Genomic DNA, 13141 nt, shown 5'->3' with positions numbered 1-13141 from the left:
AATTCAGGTTAATTCTGGTCTGCAAATCTGCATCTGCATCTACAGAGATTCAAGTTTGGTCGTGCAATCTCCCTCCTAATATTACCGCTGCTATGATTTTATCAGATCAGCCCCTGCTGGTTAGAAGAGGGGAGGTCCTGACCAAGTTGGAAGCAGGAGACATCCTGATCAAGTTGAAGAAAGCAAAAAGCGCCTGCTTGTCTGTGGCACAGGTATAAATCGCAAGCTTTCCCTACCCTTTTATCCTTTAAAGGTGCTCACTGGGACACCTCATATCCAAGGGATGAAACTTTTCCTATAATATCCTGCGGCTTTACGTCAGCAGGGTTGTAGTCAACATTTACCATTTTTGTTTTTAGATCTACCGAGACATTGCCAACGCCTTTCATTTCTTTAAGGCCTTCCTGTATTTTTTCCGCACAGGCACTGCATGAGATTGACGGAACATTAAAAGACGTAGTTTCCATAAATCCTCCTTAAACTAATTATTGTAGATAATTTTGATATCCGGCTTCAGGCATTATTTGCCTTTCGCTACCTGAACCGTTGTTGCACCGGAATCTTTTTTAGTTTTGACAGTTTGACAGCAAAATATTTATTGGAAAATACTATTGACCTTTAACGTGGAGTGTAGTACTATACTCTATATTAAAGGTATCTAGGGTGCAAAAAATAGTTTTTTTATAACTAAACTTTTTTGATAAATTTACGTATAATTAAAAGAGTAACAGCTTGTATCAAAATACGGGTTACAAATTCGGGATTTATCGAAAAATTTAGGCCTTATGCTTCGTGCATATTTTACACTAACATGGAGGTGAGATGCCAAAGCAGTTAAAACCTTGCTGCCTGGCATTATTGACATATGTGGTACGATGAATTTTTGAGCAAGTACAAATCCGGGATTTCCCATGAATTTTTGCTGTATTTCAATGTGCGGGATGTAGTGGATAATTACCGTTATATAGACAGATTTCTGTATGAGGAGTTTATAAAGCAGAGGAACTTTGCAATAGTGGCCTTCTACGATATCTCTCGGGGACTTACATTCCTCGATGGAGGCATGGAAAGGGAATTTCATAAAATAACGTCCAACGAAGCGGTTAACCTTCTCCACGCTCTTCCGTCAAGGATTTTCCCGTATATCGATATCGCTTTGAAAGGCACGAAGATGGCCTTATTTATAAACCATACGGAAAAAATACTGCCTTCGGTGGATGTGGGAAGCATGTCCCTGGAGGAAAGGTCCGCATTAATTTGGGCCTGCGAATGGTCTGTAAATCCCAGAATTTCATCCGTAGGCAGCACGATATTCATGCTTGCCGACAATTTGGCGGATGTGAGCCGGGAGGTGTTGAAATCCTCCTACAGAGTGGAGCCGATCCTGGTGGGTCTGCCCGGGGAGGAGGAGCGCAGGCAGTATATAGAATACCTGTTGCAGGGTAGCGACGTAAAATCGGATATAACAATAGATGAGTTTGCGAAGCTGTCGTCCGGCCTTAGCAAGAAATCGATCAAAGATATAAAATTGCGGGCTGAGGCTGAAGATGTGCCGATAAGCTTTGAATTCATAAAGGAAAAGAAACATTCGGTGCTGCAAAAAGAATATGGGGATGTATTGGAATTCATATATCCGGAAATCAGCTTTGATGATATAGGCGGAATGGACAAGGCTAAAAACTACCTGATGAAGAACATTGTGAATCCTATCAAAAAGGGCGATTTAAGAAGGGTTCCCATGGGAATACTGCTATGTGGGCCTTCCGGTACAGGTAAAACATTGCTGGTTAATGCCCTGGCTAAATCCAGCGGTTTCAACTGTGTAAAAATTGACATGTCCAGAATATTGGGACAGTATGTGGGCGAAAGCGAGAAAAATTTTAAGAAGTGTCTTCTGGGGGCTCAGTCCCAGCAGCCGGTGATAGTGTTTGTGGACGAAATAGATACAACATTCAGAAGGGGAGACAGCGGCGACAGCGGAGTTGGAAGAAATATTTTCAGCGAATTTTTGCAGTTTACCAGTAATACAAATAATAGGGGAAAAGTAATTTTCATTGCTGCTACCAACAGGCCGGACCTCTTAGATCCTGCGCTCAAAAGAGCAGGAAGGTTTGATAAAAAGATACCTATACTGCTTCCCGAAGCGCCGGAGAGGGCGGAAATATTTAAAATAATCATACGAAAATACGGGTTTGAAACAGACATTGAAGATTTCATGCCCTTTGCTGAAAAGACAGAAAATTATACCGGTGCGGAGATTGAGACGGTGGTCAGAAAAGCCTATGAGCTGGCAAACGAGGATGACAAGGAGGGCACAGTCATCACCTCGGACATATTGGACATGGCAATAGAAAAATGCCGGCCCAGCACCCAGCAGGTGGAATATATGACCATGCTTGCCATAAGGGAAACGGATGATAAGGATTTGCTGCCCGAAAAGTACAAGCACCTGATAGATGACAAGGACAGCCAGACGGACCTGGAAGTATACAAATAGCAATATATTTTTGATAGACCTGTTAATTCCTGTTGTTTTAAGATATAATTATATATAAAATTATAGATTTATGATATGGGATAAATACTTTTTGAGAAAAAGAGGAGGCGTTAGCAATGGGGTTGTTTAGCAGATTGGGAGCTATGATAAGAGGATTTTTCGGAATGTTTGTGGGAGGACTGGAGGAAAGAAATCCGGAAATCCTTTTTGAGGATATCAAAAACCAGATAGAAAAGGCCAGAAAGGAAGCCGAACAGCAAATCCTCGAGATTCAGACAAATGCAGAACTTATCAAGATAGAGATGAAAAATGCGGAAAAAAACCTCAATGCCATAAAGCAAAGGGTGGAAGCAGCCCAGAGGCAGGGAGACAAGGATGTGCTTATCGAGCTCCTTATGCAGGAGGAGGAATACCAGGCTACCTACGAGGCCCATAAAGCTACTTATGACAATGCCATGGCCGAAGTGGCAAAGATCAGGGAGGACTACAAGATATTTGAGTCTGAAATGAGTGCAAAACTCAATGAATTGAAGACTTTGAAGTCCCAGGCAAAGATGGCTTCATTAAGGGAGAATATAAATTCGGTTAATGCAAAATACACTTCCAAGAGCAATAGGATAGGCACTGTAAATGAAACTATGGACAGGGCAAGGGAGATAGTAAACAGAAAGACTGCCAGGGCTAATGCCGTAGAATCCCTTAATGACTCCAACATAGAATTGAAGTTAAAGCGGCTGGATATGAATTCCGCAAGGGAGAGAGCCCGTGCCAGAGCTGAAGCCATGCTGGGTTCGGATCAAGGCTTTGAAGTGAAGGAAAAGGTAGAGAATAAGACGACAAACTGACTTTAGATAGTCGGAGTTATATCCGCGACGGACTTTAGATTTATACAAACTTATGGGAAGGCATGAGATGCTAGTATGAAGTTAAGGATGCTGTTTAGCGCGCTTTTAAAATTGAAAAATCTTGGGTTGCTGTTATTGTTTTTAGCAATCACGTCAATGTCGGCTGATACGATCAGCGGTTTGCTGCCTTCAGACCTGAGCCGTTATGTCAGCTCGGATACAGCTATTACCTATTTACCGGCGGTAGCGCTTTACCTGGCTTTTGTCGCAAAGACTCTGTTAAGCAAGGATTTCCATGACAAGTTCAATGAAAGGGAAAAGATCAGGCAGATACAGGATTTGAATTATGAGTGCCTGAGGCTTGCCAATGAAGCCAAAAGGTATACAAATGCGACATATCTTCAAAAGCTCCGCAAGGTTATGGAGGATAAAAACGATATAGTGAATTCATTTTTTAAAGGCGAAAAAAGCTATATCAAGGAAAAAATAGTTGAGCAGACATTAAAGCTGGTGATATCCTATATCAAACTGCTGGTGAATTTTTGCATAAGAAGCAAGGAGCTTAAGGAGACAGATGTAAGCGAGGTTGCCAACAGAATCAATGCCAATACCAGAAAGCTCAGCTTTACCAAGGACCCTCGCATGCTGGAGGATATCAAAAATCTGATAGAAATGGACCAAAAGATTATCAACCGGCTTAAGGAGGAAAAGCAAGACATTGAAAGAATCAGTGCCAAGCTGGATTATATGGAGAGCACTGTAAGTATGTTCAAACATCAGATATTGTCAAGCATTGAGTCGGAAGATATGCTGGAGAAGCTTGAGACAGCCGTTAATGAGGCGGCTGCCCTGGACAGCGTTCTTGAAGACCGACGGAAAAACAGAATGAGGCTTTAAAAGTTTAACTTCATTAAGCATAATCAAGAAAGCTCAACAAATATTGTTGAGCTTTTTGTGTATCATGGCCTGGGGATACAATGGTATAATTATAATATTCAATATCGGGCTTTAGTAAAGGAGTGTAGGCAGTATTGGCCATTTACTGTGGAGTTGACATAATTGAGATAGATAGAATTAAGCATTCTTTAGACACGCTGGGGAATGCTTTCCGGGACAAGGTTTTTACCAAAGGTGAAATCGACTATTGCGAGGCAAGGAAAGCGGCCAAATATAAAAGCTATGCGGCGCGCTTTGCTGCCAAGGAAGCCGTGTCCAAAGCGCTGGGGACAGGCATAAGCGAGGGAATATCCTGGAAGGACATAGAAGTGGTCAACGATGAAAAGGGAAAACCGGATGTATGCCTGTCGGGCAAAGCCAGGGAGATATTAAACAAACTGGGCGATATTAGCATATCCTTAAGCCTCTCCCATTCCGAAAATTATGCTGTGGCCTATGCGGTTATACAGGTCAGGGATTGAGGCCGGTAGTGACGGATGACATAGGATAATTCAGATTTGGCTGGTTGAGTTCAAATGCACCAAAGAGTGTGTTTTGCACAGGGCTGCTGGAATCAGTGAAAACTATCTTGAGTTTGAATATACCATAGAATGCGCTATATGGGGGTTTACAAATGAAGAGGATAAAATTTCTGCATTGTGCGGATATGCATCTGGATGCGCCTTTTACGAGCCTGGGAGCCGACACCGGGAAGGCTTCTGAAAGAAGGCGGGATTTAAGGCAGACCTTTGGAAAGATAATGGACATAGCCAAGACGGAGAAGGCTGACCTGGTGCTTATAAGCGGTGATCTGTACGAGCATAATTACACCGGAAAGTCTACGATTGCTTACATAAATGATAAATTTCGCGAAATACCCCATGCCCACATATTCATAATTCCGGGAAATCACGACCCTTATGTGGCCAATTCCTTCTACAGAAATTATGCATGGAGCAGTAATGTGCATATACTTTGCGGGGACAATCCGGAGGTTGTCCTTCATGATCTCAAAACCTGCGTCTATGGAATCGGCTTTAAGGACTTCCGCCAGGAGGCGGCCCAGATCAGGGATATTAAGCTTTCCCAAAAGGACTACATAAACATACTCCTCCTGCACGGGACGGTGGATATGGATTTCCGGCAGGATAACCACCTGTACAATCCGGTAGGCAGCAGCGAATTGGCCGGGCTGGGGATGGACTATATTGCCCTGGGTCATTTCCATGGCAGGTCCGATGATATAGGAGGCCATGGGCTGATATACAATCCAGGAAGTCCTGAACCCTTGGGCTTTGATGAAACCGGTGAGCATGGGGTTTATATCGGAAGCATATCTAAGGACGGTGATGGCCACCGGTGCCTGGATATGAGCTTTAGATGCACCGGAAAAAGATATTATGCCAATATGGATGTAAATATAAGCGGCTGCGATACGGAAGAGAAGGTGGAGGACAGAATCAGGGCTGCTGTTGAGGGTAACCGGTGCGGGCATGGAGAAAAGGACGGATTATTCCATGTTACCTTGAAAGGCTATGCCAAACCCGGACTTAAGATAGATACCCGCCAGTTGACATCCTGTTTTAAAGACCGGGTGTTTTTTATGAAAATAAAAGACAATACTGCCCCTGACCTGGACTTTGATGCGATAAAGAGGGAACCTGGGCTCAGGGGATTATTTGCTCGAAAGATATTCCAACGCATGGAAAAAACCGAGGATCAACATCAGAGGGAGCTTCTGCTGAAATCCCTGTACTATGGGATAGAAGCACTGGACAGCGGAAAAGTGGAAATTGAATAAGAATTTATGCATAATGAGATTTTTTGCATAAGGAATTATTTTATATATATGGCTGCCACAACAGCGTTAACCTTTTACATATATGGCTATCGCAGCAGCATTATCCGTTAGTATTATTTGTGTGTAAAAGACGGCAGGAAAAGCCGGCAGCAATAAACCTGCAACCAGGCAATATCACAGGAGGCCGCAATGCGCATTGAGAATCTGGAAGTTAAAGGTTTTGGCAGGCTTGCAGACTTGAATCTGGAGCTGGGCAAAGGTTTGAACATAATATTTGGCAAAAACGAATCGGGAAAGACTTCTCTTCAATGGTTCATAAAAGGTATGTTTTTCGGTTTGAAGGGGGGAAGGAGCTCAAAGGATGGGATGCTTCCGCCCTTAAAGAGATACAAGCCATGGAGTGCAAGGGATTTTGGAGGTTCCCTCCTGTATAGGCTGGATAACGGCGAGCTTTTCAGGATTGAAAGGAATTTTCATACCAACACTGCCAGGGTATTTGATGCTTATTTCAACGATATCACAGATTCCTTTGAACAGAGCCGGGAAAAAGGAGCGCATTTTGCAGAAAAGCACCTGGGAGTCAGCGAGCTTTGTTTTGACAAAACGGTCTTTGTACGGCAAATGGAATCAAGAATAGGCGACGACGGAGTGGGAGAGCTGGTTAACAGGCTTATAAATGTAGGTCAGACCGGTTTTGAGGACATGTCCCTAAACAGGGCAAAGGAAGCCTTGAAGGAGGCTCTAAAGATCCACGTGGGCACCGGCAAAACCACCACAAGACCTCTGGACAAGGTAAATGCCAGGCTGGAGGAGCTGGAGGCTTTAAAGCAGGATATCGCAAAAAAAAGGGAGTCCCTCTTTCAAGTGGAAGCGGAGCTAAAAGGCCTGCAGGAAAAGAAGGCCATGCTTGAAGCGCGCCGGGAAGAGCTTTCCATGCGGAAAGAAGCGGCTAAAATATCTGAGGTATTGATAAAAAACAGGAAAATCAAAGAAGAGCTGGACGGGATTTTAGAGAGCATCGAAGCGGATGAGGCGGCTTTGCGATGTGCTGAAGCAAAGCTTGATGAAGCTGAAAAAGACAGGGAGCAGTTTATAAGCTTCTGTGCTTTCAGCATTGACGATTCCGACAGGGTGAGCCTGGAATACGTCAAGCTTTCCAGCTTGATGGAGGATGGACGCAGGATCGAGAGGGAAGCGGCGGAAAAGAGGAACCATCTTTACAATATTGAGCTTCAGCTGGAAAAGCTAAAAGCTTTCAACTACATGGATGAGAAGGTTGAAAGGGATGCGGTGGAGCTCAGCAGGGATATTGAAAATTTAAAAAAGGAAATAAATAGCGGCAGGCAGGATGTTGTAGAAGAGAAAATAAGCACGATGCAAAGAAAAAGGCGCAGATATGCATATATGACTGCTGCTGCAGCAGCAGTAACCGTTATCATGGCAGTTGCCGGCGTAATGGGGTCATATGCCGGATATGCCGCCGCTGCCGCCGCTTTTGTGTCAGCGCTGATATTTAGTGTAAAAAGATACAAAGTGGCCGCTATGCTAAATGCAGCACAGAAGGAAAAAAGGCTCTTGATTTCCGATATTAAAGCTTTTAAGGACCAACTTATCAAAAAACAGATGGTCTTGGAGGAAATGTATAAATCGGTCGGGGCTGACGGCCTCGAAGAGTTTTTGGTGCTGAAAGAAAAGTATAACAGCCTCGTTAGGCAGGTTGAGGCTATAAATTCTGATATTGAGAGGCTTGAAAGGGATCTGGAGAATAACGAAGCCAAAGCTAAAGCCCTCAAAGGGACAATAGCTGCTGCGCTGCATAAAGCCGGGATAATCGATAATGCCGAGGCAGAAATAAGCGAGGATATGATAAAAAGCTTTAAACACGGCGTAAGGAGCTGCAGGGAACTTGATATGAATATTGCATATGCGAAGCAAAGGATAAGCGACTTAAAGGAAAGCGTGCAGAAGTACTGCAAAAATGCTGCTTCCATCAGCGGCATGACCTGCAGCAGCAAAAAGGAGCTGGAAGAAATAGCTGAAAGCATACGAGAGAAGATAGCTTTTCTGGAAGAGCAGCTAAAAGGAATCTGCAAGGCAAAGGAGATGTCTGAGGCAAACGGTATCCTGCCGGCAGAGGAAATATATGAAGCGGAAATTGAGGAAGTTGATGAAGAGATAAAAGAAGCGCTGCTGAAGATAAGGGAAAGAGAAACCCTCCTGAAAAGTGCAGGAGATGATGATGAACTCCAGAGGATTATCGAAGAGGCCGATGCGCTGTATGAAAAAAAGTCCGAGCTGGAGGACATAAACACTTCCCTGAATACTGCGCTGGAGGTTCTTATTGAAGCAGGCGAAGAATTGCAGCGGGATTTTATGCCTTATATCAACTTGAAAATGAGCAGTGCTATTGATAGGATATCCCAGGGAAGATATAGGGATTTGAGGGCAGACAGCAATCTCATGCTCAAGGTGATAGCGCCGGAAACCGGGGAAATAGTGGCTGCTCCTGCGTTAAGCGGAGGTACTGTCGACCAGATGTATCTCTCCTTAAGGGTTGCCATGGCTGATCTGATCGGTTCAACCGGTGAAAAGCTGCCCTTTATTATGGATGAAATCCTTGCCCAGTATGATGATGAGAGGACACGGGAAACACTGGAATTTCTGCATCAGCTGTCGGAGGAAAGGCAAATAATCCTCTTTACATGCAAGGGGAGAGAGGTGGATATTGCCAGAGAGGTGTGCGGGAAGGATATTAATGTAGTAAGGCTTATATAATGCCGTTTACTTTTAGCGGTTTCTTTTGATATCCTGAATTCAGATACTAAAAAAGCGCTTCCCGAATTTGTCATGCTCTTATTTCCATCTTTCGTGGTTCTCTATTACAGAACCACATAAATACTTTGTGGATAGCGGCTTTGAACCTTGACTTCCCGCAAGCAAATCATGCTTTCAGTTAGCTTCTGCCATATATTTTTGCGAAAGCTCTTCCAGCAAGGCAGCTATATCTTCGGCAGAATTTGGTTTGGCTAATTTATAAGCCCTCTTTCTCATGCTCTCAATGCAGGACGGATTTGCAATAATGTTATCGAGGACACTGTTAATGCTGCTGTGGTCGGATATTTTGACTGCCGCGCCGTTATTTACAAGGAACCTGGCATTTCTTTCCTCCTGCCCTGGAATAACGGATGTGATCAGCATGGGCAGCCCCTTTGCCAGCGCTTCGGCAGATGTCATGCCACCAGGCTTGGTGATTATCAGGTCTGATATGTCCATCAGATCTGATATTTTATCGGTATAGCTGAAAATTCTGATTTTTTTATCAGACATTGAGCTGATGCTTTCCAGCTGCTTTTTAAGCTTTTCATTATAGCCGGTGATGGCTATTATCTGAATGTCCCTGCTGCTGTTCAAAAGGGCGTCAAACACAGAGTATAGCTTCCCCAGCCCAAGGCTTCCGCCCATTATAAGAACCGTAAACCTGTCTTCCAGGCCCAGCTCCCGCAGCAGGCTATCCCTGTTTTTCTTCCTGGCGAAGCGTTTGTCTATCGGTATGCCGCAGGGATATATCAATTCGGCCGGGATTCCCCTCATTATCATCTCGTTTTTTACCTGGTCATTGGGAACAATATAGGCATTTATATTATTGTGGACCCACAAAGAATGGCTTACATAATCCGTAATCACTGCAACAACAGGCATTTTGGCTTTTCCCCTGCGCTTTAGGCATGAAAGCATGCGGAGAGGAAAAATGTGAGTGCATATTATTATGGACGGCATAAAATCATCTATGAGCCTTCCAAGCTTTATGGCAAGGAGGGTGTTGGCTGCGGTATACAGCTCATGCAATCCTTCTTTTGATTCCGCCAGATCATACAGCTTGCCGTACACACGGGGTGTGCTTTTAAGAAGGCCAAGGTAACCTCCCACAATGAGTTTGTTGACCGCAGGATTTATATAATCCAAAGTATCGACTATTAATGTCCTCGAGCCGGGATATTTCTCTTCCACCACATTTTTGATGGCTTCTGCGGCTTTTAAATGCCCTCCTCCTGTTGAGACCGATAAAAACAATACATCCATGTTCTGACAACTCCCTGTAACTTCAAGTTTAGTTCTGAAATAAGCTCTACGGCGTATGAAAAGATATGCACAGCGTGCCTCTAATGATCCTGATATTGCAATGATTGACTATATTTCAGTGAAATATACCATTCTTACTGAAACTTTAGTGTTGGCTTCTATATATGCATATTTTTCACATGCAAAACAAAAAATATAACCTGAGGTATGGATACCGCAGGCTTCGCCGTATATCGATGAAGTTTGGACGTTGGATTTTAATGAGTGTTTAATTTAAGCTTAACTTTGAGTTTCATCGATGGCCGGAGCTTAGTTTTATATGTAATGACAGCTTTTTCAACAGAGTCTGCAAAGTTTGGACAGATGTTATTTCTATATCAGAGCTTTTTAAGCTTTGCTCAACTAATAATCAGACTCTTATGGTCATCGCGGGAGGAGGGATAGTATTTTAAAGAAGCTGAAATACACCTGTGCTTTTATTTTACTGGTATATTTAACCTTTTCAGTGTTTACCTATAACAAACCTGTCATTGTAACACCCCGAATGGAATTAAAACCCGGGCATGCAAGCGCAGAAGTGGAGCAAATGCAGCAGAGGCTTAAAAACTGGGGATATTACAGGGGCATAATAGATGGTTACTATGGAGACGACACATTCCAGGCAGTAAAGGAATATCAGAAGAAAAACAATATTCCGGTTACCGGCATAGCAGGATTTGACACACTTTTGGCGATGGGGTTGACGAGCATAACCGAAAGCGGAGCAGCACATGCTCAGGGGAAAAATATATCCGATGAGCAGCTTCTCGCCCGGGCGATAAACGGTGAAGCCAGGGGAGAGCCTTATGAAGGTCAGGTGGCGGTGGGAGCCGTCATATTGAACAGAACCAGGGATGCGCGGTTTCCAAAGACCATCGCCGGTGTAATATACCAGCCGGGTGCATTTACTGCAGTTTCCGACGGACAAATAAATGTCCCCATCGACCCTAATTCGACGGTGGTGAAAGCTGCAAGAGACGCTCTGAATGGATGGGATCCTACCAATGGATGCCTTTATTACTGGAATCCTGCTACAGCAACCAGCAAATGGATTTGGAGCAGGAAAATAATAAAAACAATAGGCAAGCATCATTTCGGAATATAGATCTTTAATGGAGGTGTAATCTTGGGATTAAGAGATAAACTGCTGGATTTTAAAAGAAGATTATCCGACAGAAAAATGTACAGCATCGTTATAGTAGCTTTAGCGGCTGTGGCCAGCTGGGGCATATATCAGTACAAAACCGCTGCAAGTTTAAGGCAGGAGTTGGACAACCAATATAACAGGGCTTTTTATGACATGATAGGTTATGTAGATAATGTTCAGATGCTCCTGGCCAAATCTTTGATATCTTCGTCCACTACTAAGACCGCAAGCATAATGCAGGAAGCATGGAGACAAGCAAACCTTGCCCAAACCAATCTTGGACAGCTTCCCATAAGCCCTCCTGCCCTGGAGAATACCTCCAAATATTTGACGCAGGTGGGAGATCTGGCCTATTCTCTGAATAACCAGAATATGCAGGGCAAAGCTCTAAGCGATAAACAGTATGAAACGATAGAGAAGCTCTATGGCTATGCAGTTTCCTTGAGGGATAGCCTGGAGAAGCTTCAGAGCGACATAAGCGCAGGAAGGATAAAGTGGGGCGAACTGAGACAAAAGGGAACGCCTGTTTTTCAAAGGACGTCTGCCAACATGACAAAACAGCAGTTTGAAAACATTGATAAAACTTTTCAGGAATACCCCACTCTGATTTATGACGGCCCCTTTTCCGACCATATGACAAACGCAAAACCCAAAGGACTAACCGGCGATACCATAAGCGTTGAACAGGCAAAGGAAAGGGTAATCAAATTCTTCGGCAAGGATAAGGTGCAGAGTGTGACCAATACATCCAAGAACGATTCTGAACCATTTAAGACATACAGTTACAAGGTTACATTTAAAAACAAGCCGGAGGATCAGACTGCGACAATTGACATTACCCAAAAGGGCGGGCATCCATATTACATGCTCTATAACAGGCCTGTTGAAAAGGCAAGCTTAAGCATAGACCAGGCTAAGGCTGCCGGCAAGAAATTCCTTGAAGAGCAGGGCTTTAAGAACATGACCGATACATATTATCTGAAAGAAGATAATATGGCTACCATCAACTATGCCTATACGCAGGATGGAGTGGTAATATATCCGGACCTGATCAAGGTCAAGGTTGCGCTGGATAATGGGGAAATATTAGGTTTTGAGGCTAAAGGATACCTTTCGTCCCACACGGAGAGGAAGATACCGAAGCCTGCCATCACAGAAGAAGAGGCCAGGGCCAAGATCAGTTCAAAAGTCGAGATAAAAAGCTCAGGTCTGGCAATAATCCCTACGGATTACAGAACCGAATTGTTCACCTATGAGTTTAAGGGCAAGCTGAACAACAGGGATTTCATAGTTTATATAAATGCTGAGACCGGCAAGGAGGAAAACATTCTCATGATCGTCAATACCCCGAATGGTATTCTGACCATGTGATTGTAGTCGATGTATATGCAGAAAACCGGGAATACCCCGGTTTTTTGTTGCATATTTTTCCTAGTAAATGTATTATTTAATATAGGCATTGCTTAGTTTTAATATTGTTATATTGGAAAACAACGACTTTCAGGATGCTTCAACTTTCACTTGAGGAATGGGAAAAGCTTGCTAAAACCAAGAAGTTATATTTGGCTGATTTATCAGTTGATTTTCTGTACATCAATGGAAGCAGGCCTTTCAGTAATTGTTTTCCAATTAAAACCTTGAAAGCAAAAGAATTAATTAGATGTTCAGATATGAAAATATGAACATCATTAACAACTTTAATTTGTGCTTTGCAACCATGGGGGTTATGTCAGCCATTGGGAGATGGATCCTGGACAGTTTAATCAAGGCAAAACGGATCATTCCGATAAACCAGA

Annotated in this window: 11 protein-coding genes; 9 read left to right on the top strand and 2 right to left on the bottom strand. The window is 43.5% G+C overall.

Going from position 1 to position 13141, the window contains the following annotated elements:
* Positions 1 to 92: 92 nt before the first annotated feature.
* Complete coding sequence (locus tag CDO33_RS21555) at positions 93 to 218, top strand: hypothetical protein (protein WP_274540217.1); 126 nt, start codon at positions 93 to 95, stop codon at positions 216 to 218.
* A 39-nt stretch (positions 219 to 257) separates the two neighbouring features.
* Here CDO33_RS21555 and CDO33_RS19685 read toward each other — a convergent pair whose 3' ends face one another.
* Positions 258 to 467 carry a heavy-metal-associated domain-containing protein gene (locus tag CDO33_RS19685; protein WP_103081548.1) on the bottom strand — a complete coding sequence of 70 codons (210 nt, stop codon included), beginning with the start codon at positions 465 to 467 and terminating at the stop codon, positions 258 to 260.
* A 398-nt stretch (positions 468 to 865) separates the two neighbouring features.
* On the opposite strand from CDO33_RS19685, the gene CDO33_RS19680 reads away from it, so the two are divergent.
* The 6 genes from CDO33_RS19680 (at position 866) to CDO33_RS19655 (ending at position 8854) form a co-directional block, all read left to right on the top strand.
* Positions 866 to 2497, top strand: coding sequence for an ATP-binding protein (locus CDO33_RS19680; protein ID WP_103081549.1), 1632 nt, complete (start codon positions 866 to 868; stop codon positions 2495 to 2497).
* A gap of 116 nt (positions 2498 to 2613) precedes the next feature.
* Entirely contained in the window at positions 2614 to 3342 is a 729-nt protein-coding gene (locus tag CDO33_RS19675) for a PspA/IM30 family protein (protein ID WP_103081550.1), read from the top strand.
* 75 nt (positions 3343 to 3417) lie between these two features.
* Positions 3418 to 4239, top strand: a complete 822-nt coding sequence (locus tag CDO33_RS19670) for a hypothetical protein (RefSeq protein ID WP_103081551.1) — start codon at positions 3418 to 3420, stop codon at positions 4237 to 4239.
* Positions 4240 to 4373: 134 nt separating this feature from the next.
* A complete protein-coding gene (acpS, locus tag CDO33_RS19665) occupies positions 4374 to 4760 on the top strand; it encodes a holo-ACP synthase (RefSeq protein WP_103081552.1) in 387 nt (128 codons plus the stop codon).
* 152 nt (positions 4761 to 4912) lie between these two features.
* Positions 4913 to 6079, top strand: a complete 1167-nt coding sequence (locus CDO33_RS19660) for a metallophosphoesterase family protein (protein ID WP_103081553.1) — start codon at positions 4913 to 4915, stop codon at positions 6077 to 6079.
* 189 nt (positions 6080 to 6268) lie between these two features.
* Positions 6269 to 8854, top strand: coding sequence for an ATP-binding protein (locus tag CDO33_RS19655; RefSeq protein ID WP_103081554.1), 2586 nt, complete (start codon positions 6269 to 6271; stop codon positions 8852 to 8854).
* Between the two features lie 174 nt (positions 8855 to 9028).
* Here the strand turns inward: CDO33_RS19655 and CDO33_RS19650 are convergent, their stop codons facing one another.
* On the bottom strand, positions 9029 to 10159 hold the full coding sequence (locus CDO33_RS19650; RefSeq protein WP_103081555.1) for an MGDG synthase family glycosyltransferase: 1131 nt from the start codon (positions 10157 to 10159) through the stop codon (positions 9029 to 9031).
* 544 nt (positions 10160 to 10703) lie between these two features.
* On the opposite strand from CDO33_RS19650, the gene sleB reads away from it, so the two are divergent.
* Positions 10704 to 11303 carry a spore cortex-lytic enzyme gene (gene sleB / locus CDO33_RS19645; protein ID WP_103081556.1) on the top strand — a complete coding sequence of 200 codons (600 nt, stop codon included), beginning with the start codon at positions 10704 to 10706 and terminating at the stop codon, positions 11301 to 11303.
* 21 nt (positions 11304 to 11324) lie between these two features.
* The gene (ypeB, locus tag CDO33_RS19640) at positions 11325 to 12716 is read left to right on the top strand and encodes a germination protein YpeB (RefSeq protein ID WP_103081557.1); all 1392 of its coding nucleotides are present in this window, start codon (positions 11325 to 11327) and stop codon (positions 12714 to 12716) included.
* Positions 12717 to 13141 lie beyond the last annotated feature (425 nt).

The organism is Clostridium thermosuccinogenes (genome assembly GCF_002896855.1).
GTDB lineage: Bacteria > Bacillota > Clostridia > Acetivibrionales > DSM-5807 > Pseudoclostridium > Pseudoclostridium thermosuccinogenes.
This window is presented reverse-complemented; position numbering and strand designations above follow the sequence as displayed.